General features: G+C 58.5%; 17 protein-coding genes. 10 read left to right on the plus strand and 7 right to left on the minus strand.

All coding sequences use genetic code 11. The features are described from left to right. Positions 1–402: 402 nt before the first annotated feature. From AC26AR_RS10305 to AC26AR_RS10320, 4 genes are all read left to right on the plus strand, one after another. A complete protein-coding gene (locus AC26AR_RS10305) occupies positions 403–1,395 on the plus strand; it encodes a site-specific integrase (protein WP_488106963.1) in 993 nt (330 codons plus the stop codon). Between the two features lie 115 nt (positions 1,396–1,510). Continuing rightward, positions 1,511–2,326: a hypothetical protein gene (locus AC26AR_RS10310; RefSeq protein ID WP_488106964.1), complete on the plus strand. Its 816-nt coding sequence runs from the start codon at positions 1,511–1,513 to the stop codon at positions 2,324–2,326. Next, entirely contained in the window at positions 2,316–4,763 is a 2,448-nt protein-coding gene (locus AC26AR_RS10315) for a hypothetical protein (RefSeq protein WP_488106965.1), read from the plus strand. Before AC26AR_RS10310 ends, AC26AR_RS10315 begins: the two co-directional genes overlap by 11 nt. Beyond that, the gene (locus AC26AR_RS10320) at positions 4,760–7,459 is read left to right on the plus strand and encodes a hypothetical protein (protein WP_488106966.1); all 2,700 of its coding nucleotides are present in this window, start codon (positions 4,760–4,762) and stop codon (positions 7,457–7,459) included. The genes AC26AR_RS10315 and AC26AR_RS10320 overlap by 4 nt, the downstream gene beginning before the upstream one ends. 115 nt (positions 7,460–7,574) lie before the next feature. Here the strand turns inward: AC26AR_RS10320 and AC26AR_RS10325 are convergent, their stop codons facing one another. The 6 genes from AC26AR_RS10325 to AC26AR_RS10350 form a co-directional block, all read right to left on the minus strand. Continuing rightward, a complete protein-coding gene (locus AC26AR_RS10325) occupies positions 7,575–7,970 on the minus strand; it encodes a RidA family protein (RefSeq protein WP_488106967.1) in 396 nt (131 codons plus the stop codon). A gap of 99 nt (positions 7,971–8,069) precedes the next feature. Continuing rightward, entirely contained in the window at positions 8,070–8,858 is a 789-nt protein-coding gene (locus tag AC26AR_RS10330; RefSeq protein WP_488106968.1) for a DUF3726 domain-containing protein, read from the minus strand. Further along, complete coding sequence (locus AC26AR_RS10335; RefSeq protein WP_488106969.1) at positions 8,855–10,654, minus strand: hypothetical protein; 1,800 nt, start codon at positions 10,652–10,654, stop codon at positions 8,855–8,857. The genes AC26AR_RS10330 and AC26AR_RS10335 overlap by 4 nt, the downstream gene beginning before the upstream one ends. A gap of 1 nt (position 10,655) precedes the next feature. Continuing rightward, positions 10,656–12,272, minus strand: a complete 1,617-nt coding sequence (locus tag AC26AR_RS10340; RefSeq protein WP_488106970.1) for a BCCT family transporter — start codon at positions 12,270–12,272, stop codon at positions 10,656–10,658. 118 nt (positions 12,273–12,390) lie between these two features. Further along, entirely contained in the window at positions 12,391–13,392 is a 1,002-nt protein-coding gene (locus AC26AR_RS10345) for a dipeptidase (RefSeq protein WP_169477194.1), read from the minus strand. Between the two features lie 9 nt (positions 13,393–13,401). Beyond that, positions 13,402–14,868, minus strand: a complete 1,467-nt coding sequence (locus AC26AR_RS10350; protein WP_054556196.1) for an aldehyde dehydrogenase family protein — start codon at positions 14,866–14,868, stop codon at positions 13,402–13,404. Between the two features lie 114 nt (positions 14,869–14,982). Here AC26AR_RS10350 and AC26AR_RS10355 point away from each other — a divergent pair, with 114 nt between their 5' ends. From AC26AR_RS10355 to AC26AR_RS10380, 6 genes are all read left to right on the plus strand, one after another. Next, complete coding sequence (locus AC26AR_RS10355; RefSeq protein WP_054556197.1) at positions 14,983–15,864, plus strand: LysR family transcriptional regulator; 882 nt, start codon at positions 14,983–14,985, stop codon at positions 15,862–15,864. A gap of 152 nt (positions 15,865–16,016) precedes the next feature. Beyond that, positions 16,017–16,481 carry a methylenetetrahydrofolate reductase C-terminal domain-containing protein gene (locus tag AC26AR_RS10360; protein WP_141392004.1) on the plus strand — a complete coding sequence of 155 codons (465 nt, stop codon included), beginning with the start codon at positions 16,017–16,019 and terminating at the stop codon, positions 16,479–16,481. Then, positions 16,478–17,482, plus strand: a complete 1,005-nt coding sequence (locus AC26AR_RS10365) for a methylenetetrahydrofolate reductase (RefSeq protein WP_488106971.1) — start codon at positions 16,478–16,480, stop codon at positions 17,480–17,482. Before AC26AR_RS10360 ends, AC26AR_RS10365 begins: the two co-directional genes overlap by 4 nt. Positions 17,483–17,532: 50 nt before the next feature. Then, the gene (locus AC26AR_RS10370; RefSeq protein ID WP_283248921.1) at positions 17,533–17,661 is read left to right on the plus strand and encodes a hypothetical protein; all 129 of its coding nucleotides are present in this window, start codon (positions 17,533–17,535) and stop codon (positions 17,659–17,661) included. A gap of 95 nt (positions 17,662–17,756) precedes the next feature. After that, positions 17,757–18,209 (plus strand): type II RES/Xre toxin-antitoxin system antitoxin, encoded by a 453-nt coding sequence (gene parS / locus AC26AR_RS10375; protein ID WP_488106972.1) that lies wholly within the window; start codon positions 17,757–17,759, stop codon positions 18,207–18,209. Beyond that, positions 18,206–18,670 carry an RES family NAD+ phosphorylase gene (locus tag AC26AR_RS10380; RefSeq protein WP_488106973.1) on the plus strand — a complete coding sequence of 155 codons (465 nt, stop codon included), beginning with the start codon at positions 18,206–18,208 and terminating at the stop codon, positions 18,668–18,670. The genes parS and AC26AR_RS10380 overlap by 4 nt, the downstream gene beginning before the upstream one ends. A gap of 170 nt (positions 18,671–18,840) precedes the next feature. Here the strand turns inward: AC26AR_RS10380 and AC26AR_RS10385 are convergent, their stop codons facing one another. Then, on the minus strand, positions 18,841–19,116 hold the full coding sequence (locus AC26AR_RS10385) for a transposase (RefSeq protein ID WP_488106974.1): 276 nt from the start codon (positions 19,114–19,116) through the stop codon (positions 18,841–18,843). Between the last annotated feature and the right edge of the window lie 296 nt (positions 19,117–19,412).

Below are 19,412 nucleotides of genomic sequence, written 5' to 3' on the forward strand. Positions count from 1 at the left end.
AGACTTAAGTCGTTTTCCTTATGATTTTGTCGCTTACTGGTGCATTCCTACCCGTCGAAGTATCAATCACAGGCGCTATGTCGTGCTGGGGATGCTTCCCGCACCTGTATTACCTCACCCCCTCCGAAAAATAGCGGCACCTGATATGTAGTCTGGAGAATTACGGCCATTGGGCCGCTGAAGATTGCCTTCCCAGATTCGCGAAGCTCGATAGCGTGAGAGTTGCCTGCAAGCAACTCCGCAGGACAAGAGGCGCCACCGAACCGGCGTCAGACACTGCCTGCCAATCGAGGTACTTCATGACCACCCCATCACCATGCATTCCTTCCCCTCACGACGTCACACACACTCCCCCAGGGTCTGCCCCCTCCTCCGACTCAATGACCTCTCAAGGGGGTAATCATGTCGCATAACGAGAAGGTCGAAGGCCTGCCAACCGATATGTCGTCATTGTCTGGAAAGGAAGAGAGTCACGCGCTGACAGGGGATATGGAGTTGTCACGCGCTGCCAGACGATTGCTGTCCGACAGCATGGCCAAGAACACGATTCTGGCATTCCGTTCAGATATCCGGGGCTTCTTGAAAGCCGGCTACACACTCCCCGCCACTGCCCAGCAGGTCGCCAATTATCTGGCGGAGATGCATGTCAAAGGACGCAAGCCTGCCACGATTTCCCGTCACGCCAGCTCGCTGGGTACCTGGCATGTTTACATGCAGTTGCCCTCCCCCACGCTGAGCCTGGAAGTGAAGGGCGTATTGAAGGGGATTCATCGCAAGAGTGATGGACGACAGCGCCAGGCCCCCGCTTTGCGACTCCATCATTTGCGACAGCTGCTGAAGGCTCTGGACCTCGAGGATCCCCGAGATTTACGTGATGCCAGCATGTTCTGCCTGTGCTTCTACGGGGCGTTTCGTTCCAGTGAGGTCGTCGCGCTCTACCGAGAGGATATCGAATGGCGTGATGGCGGTATCGTGATCACGTTGCGCCACAGCAAAACCAATCAAAGCGGACGAATCGAGCAGAAGACGCTTCCTCGTAATCCTGCGGGTGGACGTTGCTGCCCAGTGACGTTACTGGAGGCTTGGCTTGCTTGGAGTGGCATTCGTCGAGGTGCGCTGTATCGTTCCATCGATCAGGCAGATCGAGTGGGGGCCGGCAGAATGCACCCCGTCACGTTCGGCAATCTACTCAAGAAGGCGTTACAGCGCGCCAATCTCAGTGCAGAAAAGTTCACCACCCACAGCTTTCGTGCCGGCTTCATTACCGAAGCGCATCTCCGTGGGAAAAGCGATCAACAGATAAAACGCATCAGCGGGCATCGTGATCAGAAGACCTTCGAACGCTACATTCGCCTGGCGGATGACATGCATGATCCCGGCAATGACCTCTTCTGATAGCCCAACCCATAGAGGATGTTGCCAAGGATGGCAGCACTTCCCAAGGCAACAACAGAGTGATATTTATCCTACTATAAGGATGAGATAATTAATAAGACGCGAGGGAGAGCTCATGACCGATACCTACACGCCCCTGCCTGAGGCTGAGTTTTCCATCACAGGCAAGATACGGAATCTTTCACGACGCTCTCTTGGCGATCTCATCTACCTTCCGCCTCCACGCAAAGGAAAGGCCCCTTCATACAAGGGTCTGCTGCTCAGCCATCTACCCATCGTGCTTGTCAGTGCCCAGGGCCATTACGAGCTGCTCACCCGTGGAATGCTCTTACGACAACTCAGAGAGTCATCTCTCGAGAACTTCCGTTCCCTCAAGGTGTTTGAGGTGGACCGTGAAGGTCTCACCTACGAGGAGCTGGAGGTGTTGCGCTATCTGTCAGAGGTGCTGCCTCAGGAGCTTTTCAACACATCACACGTGATGGAAGCCCGTGCATTCATCAAGCAGCTCAATGAGAAGCCTGGGCTGGAAGAGAAGTTGGCGCGTATCGTGTTCGGGCTATCGAAACCCACCCTGGATATCAAGAGTCTCATGATCCTGACCCAAGGACGCTGGGCCAAGAGTACGCTGCAACGCGCTCATAGCCCGAAAGGGCAGCGTAGTCCCGACGATGAGTCCATGGTGTCAGAGGCACCCTTTACCGCGAAAAAACGGGAGAACGAGGCACAAAAGGAGGCACCGACATCAGCCCCCATGTCGCCCACATCGTCCAAATCGACGACCCCGCCTCGGTGGCAAGTAGCGTCGAACCCCGCCCCAGACACAACGGGGGCAGCCACCTCACCAACTCGCCGATCCCATGTGGCCCATAGGGATGACGACTTGTTTGGCGATCGGTTGGACGAGGGAGGGAGGCCTCCTCATGATGGATGATACTCCCGACAGCAAGACATGGCTCCCCGAGACAATACTTCACCAATGGGCAGATCATCTGGGTGACCAGGTATTGACAGCCTCAGAGGAACAGCGCTTGTGGCCGTTTCTTCAGCGCAACCTCCCCCCCTGCAGCCAAGCGGACCTCTGGATATCCGCCAATGTTCAGGTAATGGATGACAATGATCCTTCATTGCTAGACCTCATCAGCAAGCTTCTGAGACTACTCCCACTTGCACCGGGTCCTTTACAGGCGATTCGTCAGAGCCACCCCCTGCATAGCCACCTGACATTTCCCGACAAATTCGCTCCCTCCATGGCGCGAGAAGACATCGCAAACCAGGCAATACAGATTGCATGCCACGGCACGGCTTCAACATCCTATCCCGAACTCTTGCCAGGTAATGGCGAGCAGTTCCCCCTTGAGCACAATCGCCGATTGATTCGCCTCGCTTTGCGCGACATGGCGGGTTACCACTCAAGCTTTCTTGTCGATCCCAGCATCTATTACCAACACCTGTCGACGTTACGTATCGCATTAGGGTACATGTTGCCACGTTGGCAGCACCCGATCGTGTGGCGTCATTCTGCCAGTCTCTCGTTGCTCAGTGCCTGGAAAAGCATGCCATGGCTGGCAAATGATAAGCCAAAGCTTTATAGCCGCTTGAATCGAGCCGAAGAATTGCTCTCCGGTAATCCACCCCCTGGAACTCGACGCGCGCGCTACACAAAACGAAGCCCGCAACGCTCCGTCTTTTATCAAGACTCTTTCAAGCACAACTTTTCGTCTGTTGACTCCAGTCCTGAGCTGCCTGAGATACTCGATTCACCGCTGCGCCCGGATGGGGACGAGGACGAGGAGGCCAGCCTCGAACGGAACAGAATCTCGCACCAGCAAGAAGAGGAAGTCCCCTTCCATCACAGAGGAGACAGCCTGCTGACACCAGAAGATTGCAGAGTAATCGCTCGCAAGCGTCAGCAAACCTCTATCGCGCAGAGCCTGGGAAGTCTGTCTAATTTCGCCACGACTCAGGGGCAGATCCGCAGGATACTGGCCTTACCTCTACCGCCTGATGCCAAACTGCTAGTGCAGCTTGTACTTGCAACAGGTATTGCCCCAGTACGTCTCAGTCAGATACGTGTGACGGATGTAGCGCAGGAAGCGCTGCTCCGCACTACGGCGGTATCGCGTGGCCAACCGCTGCAGTGGGTTGCTGAGAGCAGCATACTCTACGTCCCCGTTATTCATGCACCGTCAGGAAGTCCACCACTCTCTCTACGACTACCGGACACACTCGCGGCTTCACTCAATCAATTGAGTGAAGCGACAACTCAGCCTCTGATAAAGACTTTGACACTGCTCAACCGTCGGCTGGTGCAACACATGGAGTTGGACGCTGGCACCACCCCCACGGCTCAGCGCATTGTCAGAGCCGCGCGTCAGCATATCCTCAACATGGCGAAGACGGATATCGAAGCGGAGTGGCTTTACGGGGAACTCAGCCTGAAAACTGCAGCGCCTGCCGCTTACCGCAAGATGCCCATGCGTGAGCTACAGCGCCTCATGAACGCATCACTTGTATGGTGGGAAATCGCAACACCGAAGGAAGTGATTGCGCTTCCCAAGGGTAGGCAATCCATCACGGCCTTGGGCTCGAGCGTGACACTGACGCTCCATACGGCCAGAGAAGCACTGAAGGGCTTACATGACCTGGTGCAAGCTGGCCTTTCTGACTTCCCCAAAGCCGCCCGTACGCCAAGTCATTCGCAAGATGTCTGCTCGGCTTTGATCGAACTCAATAGCGCCCTTTGCTGCTACACGCTCCTGGGCGTTCAAATGACAGCGGGACTGCGCCCTATCGGCCCCACTACGCGAATGTCTCGGCGGGGACGCCTGCTTTGGGTCGCTGACAAAGATTCGGGGCACTACAGAGAAAGCCGGGTAATCCCGCTACCTCTCCCGGTTTGCCAGAACCTCGATACTCTAGAGGCGTGGCAGACTGCCTGGCGGCAACACTGGCCACGAAAGGGAAAGACTTGGCTGTCATGGCCTGAAGACAAGGAGGCACTGGCCATGTGGTGGTCAAGACGCCGGGCAAGCCTCAATCTGACCGCAAAACCTTTCCAGCAGATCTACATGCGAGATTGGATCAGCGCACGCCATCAGACACCGCAGCTGACCACATCATCACGCAGTGCACTCGATACCCTGCTGGCACTGCCCGATAACGCGCCACGTCATTTTGTCGCCCAGACACTTGATGGGCGAATGAAAGCGAACACGCTGGATATGCTGCTGGGCCATGTCAAACGCGGCCAGCAGCGCCACGCCCCCTATGCCAGCAACCTCTGCCTACCGCCGGAGATGCAACGTCTCTTGGGGGACTTGTCCGATGAGTTGCGGATCAAGGTGCTACCTCTCAAGGATTTGCCATGAGCGGAGACTGGATATTTTCCATTGCTCGTGAAAAGGATGCTCCAGTAACCCGATTACTGACCAGGCCCGATCCTGACTTGCACCTCAAGTTCATGAGCACCCACCACATGCGGGAGCTTTGGCGACGATGGGAGGAGCGCCGACTTGATCGAATCAAAGGCAGGCAACGCCAGCAAAGCCTGCACCTTCTGTACTGGATCGAGCGTCACGCCAAGCGCCTACCCGCCAACGATGTGCCGGCAGAGGCCGGCAGTATTACGCTGGCCCTCAATCACACGCAAGCCGAGACCATGGTCACGGAACTGATTCGGTGGAGAAAGGCTCACCATCATCGCCCGATAGGGCGTCGCGAAGCCTACGGCGTCATCGGCCGCTTTCTGGAAGAGGTTAATCAAAGCCCGGGAGTCCTGGCGATGCTGCCGCAATGGCCCACGCTAGCCCGGCGCAAAAGCGTGCTGCCAATGGATACAAAGGCACTGGCCAACACGACCAGGGTCTTGCCGATCATCCGCGAGCTACGTCGTTCAGGCACTGCCTTTTCCCTGCTACGCGCTGCCGTAGAGCTCGGTGTCCGTGCAGGGCTAGGGCAACAGGTCATTCTGGTCACACTGGCCTGCCTCACGCGCCGTCACTTCGAGAGTGATCGAAATATCCCCAATGAGTGGGTCTGGATCCCTGCTAACTCGACCCCACCACGGATCATGTCGTCTCACCTGATGGCCTACCGTCTGCCATTGGAGTCGACACTGGCGACAGCATTCAAGACATTGAGAGCCAAGAAACCCGCCACCGCCAAGGACGAATGGTTGCTGGCCGAGAAGCAGGGAGACGAAAATCTCTCGATTACCGAACGGATTCGCATCATCAAGGAGCGCATGAGACAGGAGCTGGCGTCCCTGGTCACAACACTGCCCCTGACGATCGAGGAACGTCGGACAATAAAACTGACCACCCTGTTGAGAGCATTGCCCCATGCCGCTGTGATGGGGGGGTTACCCGGTTATTGGGTCAGTCAGTTCAGTCGTTATCCAATCCCCTACAGTAGCGCCCAAGGGCTTTATGAGCCCCACTCCTACTTCGCTCGGCTTGAGGCCCCTCCTGCCAGTACGGTCATGGTATCTCATTCCGACGACCGCCAGCCTGAGGCTGTGGTGAATGACGAAAAGGTGAGCACCGTCGATCTTTTTACAGCCGAAACGCAAGAAACGAACGCTCCGTATTCCTCAACAGTGCTGACACAATCCCCAGGACAGCGCTTGATTAGCGGAGCTTCCTGGCCGATCGACTGGCTTCCTTCGGCAAGACGTATCATCAAGCAATGGATCGGTGTCATTTCCTCTGATTATCTGCGCAAGACAAGCGACGAGTATGTTAAAAGGCGCCTGGAGGCTCTGTTACTCGAAACAAGCAGGCGTCTCACCAAACTCATGGGCATCCGCCACAGCTATCCGGCCATGGTGCTCTATTGGCTTCATGATCTACGCGTAACTCGCATGCTACGCGTCAGTTCACTGCACACCTATCTGTCTCGCAGCCTGCCAATGGCAATGGCGGACTACGCCTTGTCAATCGATATCCACGAATGGGACAACGACAGTGCCCAGGAAATGTGTTGGTGTGTGCCTCACGATATGGGCTGGTCTGCCAGCACGACACAAAGCTTTCTTGGCAACATGGGGCAGCTCATCCGCTTCATGCACAGTATGGGAGTCTTGCTGGACGTCGAGCCGCCAGTATCCGGTAACCGTAAAACCCCCAGCGCCAAGCGAATTCATTTCGCCACCCTGAGGCAAATGGAAAAGGTGCGGGACCACCTTCTCGCCAAGCCCGATGCAACGCCTGACGCCACCATGCAATGGCTCTGCATCGCATTGGGCTTCCACGGGGGGATGCGCGCCAGCGAGGTCTGTGCTCTGACGCTACGAGACATTCGCATCGAATGTCCTCAGGGAACCTTCTCGCTTGAGCACTGGTTGGAGGAGCAATGTCCGGCCGGACCGTCACCGAGACTATCTGACACAGAGTTCTCGCCCCCTTCACAGCATGATACGGATATCATTCACGAGGCATTGAGTGAGCAGCTGAGATCACTGCCCAAGGTTGAGTGCCGCGTCTATATTCGCGGTGGGAAGACTCCTGCAGCCCGACGCGTACTTCCGCTGCACCTTTTGACATTCTTCGGAGATATTCAGTTATTGGCAGGATGGTGGGTATATCGGCGGCGAGGCTTCCCCACGACGGCCCTCTCTGACATCGCCCTGTTCGGCCCGAGCGACAGCGGTCTGGCCTTCAATCACGCCGGTCTGATCGCCCCGGCGATCGACGCCATGAGAGATGTGCTGGGAAACGCTATCGACTTTCACTCGTTACGTCACGCAGCCGTTAGCTGGTGGCTGATCCGTCTTGAAGCGGCACAGAATCGAAACATTCTCGATGACTTGCAGGAGCACGGCTCCTGGGGCTTGCAAAAAGCGCCCCTGAAACGCTTTCTTGAGGGAGTTCAGGGCTATGCCGGGGAAGATAGCCGGGAACGTGGCATGTTGCTGTATCAACTCGCCATCTGGATCGGCCACCGCACGCCGGAACAGACATTGACGCACTATGCCCATAGCCTGGAGTACCTGCATCGTCAGGCCATGCGGCGCGCCAGTGAATACACTAAGGCGATTGCGCCCTGGATAGCCCCGGTACAATGAGATCAGGTGCCCATCAATAACTAGATGGGCACCTGGCATGTGCGAGCGAGGGGATCTCGGAGCGCTTATTCTTTAAGCGATGGTATTCGGCTGATCAACTCTTGCAGAGGGGGCTCTACACGGGGTTGCCTGTATCGCCTTCCAGTGCAGCATACGCGACCATCTCGACCAGCATCTCTTCGCGTGCAAAGCCGGAGACGATAATGGCAGCCCGGTTGGGATAGGGCTCTCGCACGTATTCTGCATAGAGGCTATTGACTGTCGCCAGGTGCTCGCGGTCAGTCACATAGATCAGCACCTGAGTCAGAGAGGAGGCGTCACCACCGACGCATTCCAGGGTATGAATCAGATTATCCAGCGTCTGGCGGGTCTGGGCAGCAATCCCGCCCTCCACGACATTGCCAGCGGCATCGATCGGGATCTGCGCAGTGAACAGGATGCCATTGCCGACACTCGCCCACGACAGGGGCGCACGAGAGGCAAACAGATCAGTCTTGACGGGATGAACCATGGGCTATTCCTCGAGAATCTTTCAATGGGCGCACTCCATGACCCGCCGGCGTAAGAGCGGCGAATCATGAAGTGATGGGGCGTATTGGGACGCGAGAGGTCAGTCGTTGTCGGTGGAACCGGCACCGGCACCACTGCGAGAATCTTCCGTTGCCTCGACCAACAGGCGTGTCGAAAGCGCTTTCAGGCGTAACCAGAGTTCGTCATCCACCTCGATGCCTTCCTGCATGGCACGTTGGCGACAGGCGAGCAGCTTCGACTCCTCATGACAGGCCAGCAGATCGACGTCATAGTCGGAGCGAAGGGATGGCAGAAGGTCGACGTGGTTGGCCATCACCAGCGTGATGCCATCATTGGGCTCATTCTCTTCTGGCACTTCACGCACGGCATAGACCCGTATCTCGGGGACCGAGCTGTTGGCTCTGAAGCCCACGACCTGCTCGATCATGGGACAGCCGACCGCCTCGTCGACATCCTGGGCGTTGCGCCAGAAGGCGGTGACATTCATGCCGCGCCCCGCAAGGCGCGCCAGGTAGCCCATGATCAGCTGCCGATTGTGGCAATGCTGGATCTTGATGACAGCGAGGCCACGCGCACGTGCCTTAGCGAAGCCGAGCTCCAGCGCCAGCGATGAGCTCTTCAATACGCTGTGACCGTGGCTGTCGAGTATTGCGAGGTCGCCATCGGCATAGACGATTTCCGGCGGACGCTCCTCAGTATCCTCCAGCAAGAAACGCAGTCCGCGATTGAGCGCTGCCAGCCCTTCCAACTCATAGAGCTGCATCCAGGCCACCATGTCGGCGGCATCACCGGCGTCACCGTCTTCGAAGCCCATCGCCTGAAAGGCCTTGCGACACAGGCCGTGGAGTTCGTTGTAGGAGACCTTCATGACATTCCTCCCACTGTCGTGGTATTGCCCTGCCTAGGGTCGGCGGTTATTTCTGTTCGCGCCGTGCGCGCAATCTGCGGTGCCAGCGGGAAGCTCCAATCATCAAACGCGACAGGGTCCTGCGGCTCGGCGTTGAGTTCCTCCACCAGCGGAGCCCCCTGGAAGAGCGTGATACGCACCCAACGGTCAGACCTCGGATCGAAACGACTGGCACCGAAGAACGACAGTTTGGTCCGCAGCAAGTGCATGGGCTTCATGTCCCGCGCCCACAGATTGGCGCGTATCTCGCCAAAGCTCGTGCTGGCCATGCTCTGAATGCGGCGAACGATATCCTTGTGGCGCGGGCAATGGATCAGGAATTCCACCACCAAGGCACGAGGGTGGTCATCCAGGTACTGACTGATCGCTGCATGGGTATCCGCGACACGCGGGGCAATCGCCAGCTTCATTTCCTTGTCGGCCCCCACCTCCCTGTCGCGGACTCCCAGACGGGGCTCCTCCTTCTCGACCGAGCGATACCAGAACCAGTGGCGATTCTCGGCGAGTGAAAAATCGAAGCGCAACGCCCAGTCGTAGTGCGTTTCGATCACCTGCTTGAGGTGAACCAACGGCATGTCCGGGGTCAGCTCCAGGCTTTCCTCCACCGCCATCAGGTCCTCATAGTGGTCGACGATGCCCGGATACAGTTCCAGCAGCAGAGTGTTCACCAGCTCCTGGGCCTCAAGCCCATGCTGCTGGTGACTCCAGTCGATCAGCTCCTGCCAGAGCTCCGGCGACAGCGGCACGAGTTCGAGCCATGTCATCAGCTCAGGCAAGGACGCCACTGTGGCCTGGTTACGCAGGGTCTGCTCATGATCGTCCGTGACCGTCTGACGCAGATGAATCTCGGCGCGCTTCAAGAGTGCCAGCAGACGTGAACGCTCCTGCTCTCCCGGCACCTGTGCCGTCACCTCGGCAAGCGCCAGTTCCCGGCTTTCCACCCAGCGCTGTACCAGCTGCGGATGATTGATCAGGAACGGCGCCATCCCGAGGCCAGTGGAGTTGCCGATGCCCAGATAGCGCTTCAACGAGGTTGCCAGAGGTGCGGCGGTCTCGGGTGCCTGGGTACGGGCCATGTGCTCTATCTGCTGGATCGAGAAGTGACGCAGCAGGTAGACGCCCAGCATCTGGGCAGAAAATGGCCGATGGAAATCCGCGTTGTCCTTGAGACGGTCATAATCCGCGATGCCGAACTTGCCATTGCCATAGACGGCCGTGGTTCGATACAGATAGCCGACCCGGGTCAGCCACTCAGGATCAGGTTGCTGGCCTGCACTCAAAGCTTCTAGGAAGCTTGCGAAGTTACGTAAGCTGCGATTGGCACGTGAAAGGACCAACAATCTGGGATGCTGGCGCCCGGCTTCCTGCAACGGCACATTGGCCGCCATCTGCTCGAGAAGCGCATCATCCACATCACCTTCCACGACGCCGAAGGTGACATCCCAGGCTTCTGCGATGACGCGGTCAGAGCGTGCGGAATCCTCAAGCGCCTGAGAAAATATGACGCCGTGATAGCGCTTGCTCGGCGTCTGCAGGCAGTAGATCGCCACACCGTGACCGAGGGCATCCAGTTCGAAGCGGGTCGTGGTGATCTTCCATTTTTCATGTGCCATCTGGCGCACCAGACTTCTCACGAAACTCAGGCGACTGGCATGCAGACTGCCGAGGCGCTCCAGCTGCATCACATCGTCCGGTGCCCGCAGCCGTAGCCGTTGCTCGGTGGATGAGAGGCGCGCGCCCTGGTGATTGCGAGACATATCAACGCTCTCCTGCATCTTCCGGGGCCGGCATGGCGGACCGCTGGCTGGTGATTCCCTGCGCGCGTGCCATCGCGAAGGCTGATTGAGGTCCTGTCCACAATGAGGGCAGCAGCACCAGCGAGACAGGGATGGCCGTAATGACGATGAACTGCTGAAGCGCACTGATCTGACCAGCACCCATATAGAGGAGTATCGCGGCCATCAACGCCATGCTGATGCCCCAGAAGGCACGCACCAGCGGGCTTGGATCGTCATGCCCGGCGCTGACGACGGCGATCGCATAGCTCATCGAGTCACCGGTGGTGGCGACGAAGATGGTGGTCAGCGTCAGGATGGCAGCTGCCATTGCGGTTCCACCCGGCAATGCCTGCGCCACGGTGAGGGTCGCGACATCGAACTGGAAGTTGTTGAGTGCTTCGGTGAGGTCAATCACGCCGGTGAACTGATAGAAGATGCCCGCCCCGCCCAGCAGAGTGAACCAGACAGCGGTAGCCAGTGGCGCCAGTACAGCAACGGTTAGGATCATCTGACGGATGGTTCTGCCTTTGGAGATGCGCGCCACAAAGATCGCCATCAGCGGGCCATAGCCGAGGAACCAGGCAAAGAAGAACACGGTCCACCACTGCATCCACCAGTCTGGAGCGCTCTGTGCCGTCATGGTCGACATGGTGAAGAACGAGCTCAGATATTCGCCAAAGCCCTGAGTGAAGGCATTGACCATGAACAGGGTCGGCCCGAAGACGAAGATCACCGCCGCCACACCCAGCGCCAGGAAAACGTTGAAGCGCGACATGATCTGGATGCCCTTGTCGATGCCGGTCACGGCTGAGGTGACATAGATCACCCCGAGCACTACCAGCACGCTCAGCTGCGTCGAATAATCATTGGTCACGCCAAAGAGTTCATGCAGGCCGAAGCTGACCTGCGTGGCCAGAAACCCGATGGGACCCACCGTTCCTGCCACCACGGCGATGACGCACATGGCATCCACCACGCCGCCCAGCTTGCCCTTCATGATCTTCTCGCCGAACACGGGATACAGCAGCGTTCTCGGCTGCAGGGGCTGGCCCTTGTCGTAATGGGCATGCGCCAGCACGATGGCAGTCAGGCTGCCCAAGATGGCCCAGGCGAGAAAGCCCCAGTGCATGAAGGACTGTGCGAGTGCAGGCGCGATGGCGTTCGCAGTGCCCGGCTCGGTATCAAAGGCAGGCGGCGTCACCAAGAAGTGGTACACCGGTTCGCCGGCAGCGAAGAAGACTCCGCCTCCCGCCAGCAAGGTACACATGATGATCGACACCCACTTGAAGGTGGATAGCTCAGGCGTTCGCGTGCCACCGATACGGGCACTGGCTGCAGGGGTAGCGGTCAGCCCCAGGGCAATGAAGAAGGTGAGCAGCAACAGAATCTGGAAGTAGCTGCCCAGTGTTCTGGCGGTCCAGGCAAAGCCGGTACTGATGGCTTGCGCGACCCCCTCAAGATCAAACAGGGACAGGCCGACAAACAGCAGAATGAACCCGATGCTGCAGGTCAGAACGACAGGGTCGCCAAAGCGGTACTGACCTTTCGGTAACGCATCCGGCGTGGCAGACGTCGTGGTCTTGCGAGATGAAGTCATGTGGCATTCCTCTGACGAACTCTCGTCATTGGCAGGCATTTATTATGGTTGTTGTTGCCGAGCGATACCCTGAGGATTCCTGGCTCGGCACAGGTGCCATGGCATAGCGAAACGGCGATCAGGCAGGCGCTATCTCCTGCCGGGTCGCGGCACGCTCGAGGAGCGCGACCCAGTTCTTGCCCATGATGCCGGCCACTTCGTCCTCGGACATGCCGACCTTGCGCAAACCGGCAATCAGGTTGGGGAAGTCACGGCTATCTCGCAGCCAGGGTAGCGGACGCGGCCAGTCAGCGTTGCTGGCACTGCCTTCGCCATAATCCATGTCCTTGGACCAGCGGCCATTGCGCATCCACTCCAGAATGGAGACCGGCTGGTTCTGACACAGGTCAGTGCCGATCCCCAGGTGCTCGACGCCCATCAGGTCTGCGGTTCTGGCGATCATTTCGCAGTACTCGGTCAGGGTGCAGTCGGAGCCATTGCGCAGATGGAAGGGATACGCCGAGAACCCCAGCAGGCCATCACTCTCCGCGATGGCCTTGAGCACCCTGTCGGACTTGTTGCGTTTTGCCGGATGGAAGCTTTCCGGGTTGGCGTGGGAAATGATCACGGGGCGCTCGGATATCTCGATCGCCTCTAGCGTGGAGCGCTCTGCGCTGTGCGACATGTCGATGACCATGCCGACGCGATTCATTTCACGGATCACCTGGCGTCCGAAGCGAGTGATCCCGCTGTCTTCCGCCTCGTAACACCCGCAGGCCAGCAGACTCTGGTTGTTGTAGGTCAGCTGCATGATCATCAACCCGAGGTCACGCATCACTTCGACCATGTCGATGTCGTCCTCGATGGGGGAGCAGTTCTGCGCCCCCAGGATGATGCCGACACGCCCGCTGGCTTGCGCAACCGCGATGTCCTTCGGCACGTGCACGGGCATGATCAGATCAGGCCAGGCCTCGAAACGACGATTCCACTCGCCAAGACGCGATAACGTCTCTCGCGTCGTCTCGTGGTACACGAGGGTAGCGTGTACGGCATCCAGCCCGCCTTCACGCATCTGTTCGAATATCTCGCGTGACCAGTTGGAATACTGCAGGCCATCGATCGTCAGCATTGTCTTTGACATGGGGCCTCCTCACGCCTTGATGTAGCAGGTCTTCACGATGGTGTAGAACTCGCGCGCGTATCGCCCCTGCTCACGTGGCCCGAAGCTTGAGGCCTTACGTCCACCGAAGGGCACGTGGTAATCCGTCCCCGCCGTCGGCAGATTGACCATCACGCAGCCGGTTTCGGCACGCGCCTTGAAGCTGCTGGCCAATTTCAGGGAATTGGTGATGATGCCCGCCGTGAGCCCGAAGTGCGTGTCATTGAGCACATTGATGGCCTCTTCTGCGTCGCTCACCTTGATGACACAGGCGATGGGACCGAAGATCTCCTCGCGATTGATAGCCATGTCGTTGCTGGTACCCACCAGCAGCGCCGGGCTCATGAAATAGCCGTCGGTCGCGCATTCCACACGCTCGCCGCCACAGACCAGCGTTGCCCCCTCTTCCTGCGCGCGTTGCACCCAGGACAGGTTGGACTCGAGCTGTCTGGCATCGACAGCCGGCCCCATGTGCACGCCCTCTTCCAATGCATGACCGACACGTACCTGAGACAGTCGCGCAGCTAGCTTTTCCACGAACTCGTCATGGACCGATTCCATCACGATCAGCCGCGAAGATGCCGTGCACTTCTGGCCAGTGCCTGAGTAGGCACCATTGAAGGCGGCCTCGACGGCCAGCTCCATGTCAGCATCATCGGCGATGATCAGGGCGTTCTTGGAGCCCATCTCCAACTGGCATTTCACCAGATTGGCAGCAGTGGCTGCCGCCACTCGACGGCCCACTTCCAGAGAGCCAGTGAAGGACAGGGCATGAATGTCAGGACTGGAGATCAGCGCATCCCCGATGCTGCTGCCCGGGCCCATCACTAGATTGAAAGTGCCTGCCGGGAGTGACTGGCGATGGATGATTTCGGTCAGCGCCCATGCGCTCGCAGGGACCAGATTGGCCGGTTTGAAGACGACCGAGTTGCCGAAGGCCAGCGCAGGCGCAATCTTCCAGACCGCTGTCGCCATCGGGAAATTCCAGGGGCTGATCACACCGACGACACCGACGGGCTCCCGGCGGACCTCGATCTCAACACCAGGGCGCACAGAGTCTGCGCGTTCATCAATCTGGCGCAGCACTTCAGCGCCGTAGTAATGGAAAAACTGCCCGGAGCGATGCACCTCACCCACTCCCTCCGCCAGGGTCTTGCCCTCTTCACGCGCCAGCAACTCACCCAGTTCCGCCTTGCGGGCAATTAGCTCATCACCGATGGCCATCAACACGGAATAACGTTGCTCAAGACCTGACGTGGCCCATTGTATCTGGCCGCGTTTGGCCGCCTGGATGGCATCGGCAACTTGACCGACACTGGCCTGCGCATAATGGCCGATGACATCACGGGTATCGGACGGATTGAGATTGGCGATGCTGCCCTGACCTGCGACCCACTGACCATCGATGTAGAGATCGTGAGCAGCGGCGTGAGTGGCGGTAGTGGTGTGGTGTGACATGTGAACCTCCTTGAACGCGGTGACAACAGACTAGGAGGACCAGAGAGATAAAGATAATCAATAATAAATACCCTATGATAAATTTCCCTTACCATCATGAAGAGGATCGACGCAATGGTCGCAGAGCTGAAGATCACGCCGCTGCGCTATGTCTTGGCAGTGGTAGATCATGGTGGCTTCCATGCTGCCTCTCGTTATCTGCATCGCACGCAGCCCGCCCTGTCGATGGCCATCCGCGAGCTGGAAAACCGTCTGGGGGAAGCACTGTTTGAAAAGGGAGCCAAGGCGACTCTGACGCCCTATGGCAGCTACTGCGTGCCGCGCTTTCGGGAGCTGATCAATCAGCATGATCGTCTGAGTCGCGAGCTACAGGCGCGCGCCGCCAAGGAGGCAGGCCAACTGGACATGGCAGTGGTGCCCTCAGTGGCCAGCCGGCTGATGCCGAAACTCCTCTCCGAGTTCGTCAGTCGTTATCCCGGGATCAAGGTCGGCCTTCATGATGGCAACGCCGATTTCGTGCGCGAGCAAGTCATCAGCGGTCAGGTCGATATCGGCATCACCAGCTTGTGGGGGGTAGAGGAAGAACTGCGCTTTCATCCGTTGTTTCATGACGAAGTCGGCGTGGTATGCCGTGACGATCACCCCTTTGCCGAGCGACAGACCCTGACATGGCAAGCACTGGAGACCGAATCCCTGATCGGCAATGGCACCTCGCGGCTGTTGCAGGGCACAGCGGCCGAGTCACTGCTTGAGATGCACGCCTTGTATATCTCCAACATGATTTCGCTGACCGCCACGCTGGTCGCCGGGATGGGGATCACGACGCTGCCACGCCTGGCGTTTCCGCAGGAATATGAACGCCTGCGGTTCATTGAGCTCGCTGAACCACGGGTCAGTCGCGAAGTGGGCCTGATTCGCCGCAAAGGCGCCAGCTTGTCGCCAGCGGCACAGGCCATGGAGAGCTTCATCATTGAAAGCCTCGGCGCCGAGCGATGAGCCCTTCCTGCCCCGTCGCCTGAGCCTTGGCCTGTGCCTTTCGGACGTGACTCTGTCGCCCACGGGATGTCGGCTCGGGTAGCGGCCATGCGAAGATAACGCTTTGAAACGCTCAGGGCGTTACCCCCGCCAGGTTTTGACAGGAGACATCCTTGTATTCGATTCGTCTGTGGGCCGCACGTCACGCGCGACTGCTGGAGCTCACCTATCAGGCTGTCGAGCCGGTGATCATCAAACTGCAGCCGCTGTGGAAGTCCATCGGTTACGCACGCGCCGAGAAGCCCGTCGCCAAGCTGGAGCAAGCTTGCAAGGGCTTGCTGTTTGACTGTCAGATGTGTGGCCAGTGCATTCTGAGCTCGACCGGCATGTCCTGCTCCATGAACTGCCCCAAGCACCTGCGCAACGGCCCCTGCGGCGGTGTCATGCAAAACGGCAACTGTGAAGTCGAGCCCGACAAGCGCTGCGTCTGGGTGGAAGCTTGGGAAGGCAACCAGCGGATGAAGGACAGCGATGCGATCCAGATCGTTCAGCTGCCGGTGGACCATCGCCTGCAGGGCACTTCATCCTGGCTGCGCGTAGCCCGACAAGCCGCTGAACGTCGAGAGAGCCTGAAATGACCTCCAGACTCACTATCCCGGACAACACCCAACCGCCACCTACCGAGCGCGATGGCAACGTCGGTCACTTGGAGCGAGTACTCAGGAGTGGTCAGTTTGCCGTCACTGCCGAGCTGGCACCGCCCGACTCGGCCGACCCACAGGAGGTGCATGCACGCGCGCAGCTGTTTGCCAACCATGTGGATGCCATGAACGCCACCGATGGCTCGGGCGCCAACTGCCACATGTCGAGCGTGGCGATGTGTGCCCTGCTGGCCCGTGAAGGCTATGAAACGGTGATGCAGATCTCATGCCGTGACAGAAACCGCATCGCCATCCAAGGCGATGTGCTGGGCGCTGCAGCGCTGGGCCTCCGCAACCTGCTGTGTCTGACCGGGGATGGCGTGCAGGTCGGGGATCATCCCGAGGCCAAGCCGGTGTTCGACCTCGACTCCCTGTCGCTTCTGGAAATCGTCGCCGGACTGCGTGACAAGCACGCCTTTGCCAGCGGGCGATCACTGACCTCTGCCCCCCAGGTATTTCTGGGTGCCGCCGCCAATCCCTTTGCCCCGCCTTTCGCGTTTCGCCCTCAACGTCTGGCCAAGAAGATCGCCGCCGGGGCTCAGTTCATCCAGACACAGTACTGTTTCGACCTCCCACGCTTTCAGGACTTCATGCATCACGCTCGTGATCTGGGCCTGGTGGAGAAATGCTTCATCCTGCCCGGCGTCGGCCCGCTGGCCTCGGCACGTACCGCCGAATGGATGCGCCGCCATGTTCCTGGCGTGCATATCCCGGATGACGTGCTCAAGCGCTTGAAGGGAGCCCGGGATCAGAAGGCGGAGGGCCGTGATATCTGCATCGAGATGATCCAGCAATTACGGGAGATCGAGGGCGTGAGCGGCGTGCATATCATGGCGCACCGTCAGGAAGCCTTCGTGCCCGAGATCATCCAGCGCGCGGGCATTCTGGGGGCGCGTAGGCCATGGACACCCGAACCTCGCCCAACCCCTTCTCCGTAAACCCGCTAACCTGTGATTGATAGCGTCAAACTTCAGGAAGCAACGGCAGAGTGATGACCTACAACGAGATTGATATCCGCTCGGGCACCCTTGTCGATATCGCGTGGACGTTGGCGAGGCTGGTGGCGACGTTCGTGTTCTTCTGTCTGATGCCGGTTCAGGTTTTGGCCTACGGCTAGTACTACCTCAGGAAGCCGACAAACGGTACGAGATACTGGCGAATGAATCATCTGATACCCTGAAGAGGTATCAGATGAAGTCACGGGAGAGAGCTATGCAAGCCACTATCAAAGAGTATCGCCCAAAACCAGCCGCTCGGAAGGACGGTTTCTGGAGAGCTCTGGGTATTCCTTCGCGTGGAGCCAAGCTGCATGAAGCGCTGAGTGCCGGCATCTCGTACAAAGTCTATACCAAGCTCACTGAGATCTCCGGGCTTGAGAGCAAGGAGTTGGCACGGTATGTGATCATTCCTCCGGCAACCCTGAAGCGTCGTGCCGATACTGGCTACTTCAAATCTGCCGAGGGCGATCGGCTTTACCGTTTCGCTGAGGTGTACAAGAACACGGTGGACCTGTTCGAGGGCGACAAGGCGAAGGCGAAAGAATGGTTGCTCAGCCCCGTGCGTGGGCTGGGGGGCCGTCGACCGGTCGAGATGGTGGCTACCACTGCTGGCGCCGAAGCCGTTCTAGATCTGATCGGCCGACTTGAGCATGGCGTCTTTGCATGACTGTGGTGCGCGGTTATCGGCTCGTTAAGCGGAAGTGGCTAAAGACAGCCTTTGATGGGGAAGGGGCTTGGCTGTACGGCGGGCGCTGGAACAGCAAAGGTAAGGCCTGTGTGTACCTCGCGAGCACAGAGTCATTGGCCATGCTCGAGGTGATGGTTCACCTGGAAGACAATCAACTGCTGAAGGAGTATGCGCTCCTGGAGGCGACATTCCGGGAGGAGGTGCTAATGCAGCTCCCGGAGGACGTTCTGCCAGCAGATTGGCGAGCTGAGCCGGCGCCACCCTCCACAGCCGAGATCGGTGACGACTGGCCTGAGGGACAGTCGAGCCTAGTTCTGGCGGTTCCGAGTGTGGTCGCGCCCCGAGAAACGAACTACCTCGTTAATCCAGAGCACCCCGCTTTTCTGGCGCTGGCCCAGAGTGTCGAAGAAGTCGAATTCACTCCAGATCGTCGCCTGTAGCGCCCGCTCCTCAGTGTCAGCGCTTCCCTTGGATCGGGAAAGCCGTGTGTTGCTCTTTCTCTCAGGAGCGCTATTACCTCGCTCCTTCGCCCCTCTGACACTTTATGCCTGCACAGCAATCGAGAGAAAGACGTTGCCCTTCCAACATGATGACGCTACCCCTTGCGGAGTCAAAATGCTGGGGCAGGCGGATAGCGATTCTTGCTATACCCTGCCTTTGATGGCAGGGGAGGTTCTGGGTGGGTTTTCTGGGCGGTTTTACTGGAAGTCATGCCCTCGAAGACGCCGGTGGCGTTGTCCAACAGATCGCACTTCCACTGGCTCACCATGATTGGGTGGATCTCGAAGTGGGCCGAGATCTCCGACATGGTCTGTTCCCCCTTGAGGGCGGTAAGGGCTGCCTGGGCTTTGAACTCACTGCTGTACTGTCGACGCTTCCTGCTCATGATCAAGCTCTCTTGATCGGTCTGATCAGAGTTTAGCGCCTGATCCGAATTCTGGGGTCCACTTCAGAGAAGAAGCCGCCGGCCGAAGTGCAGAAGAGCCAGCAGCGACAGAAAGAGCAGTGGCAGAAGAAGCGTCGCCAACAGGACGAGCACCTCAAGAAGCAGTCGCTGGACGCTTAGCTGCTACGCCAGAGAGCTCTTCTCTCCCCCCTCTACCTCGAGGGGGTTTGTATATTGACTAGACAGAATGTATAAGTAAGTCAATATACAAGGAATAGCACTACGGCAGAACAATC

It is taken from the genome of Cobetia sp. PS-4MA (assembly GCF_057670765.1).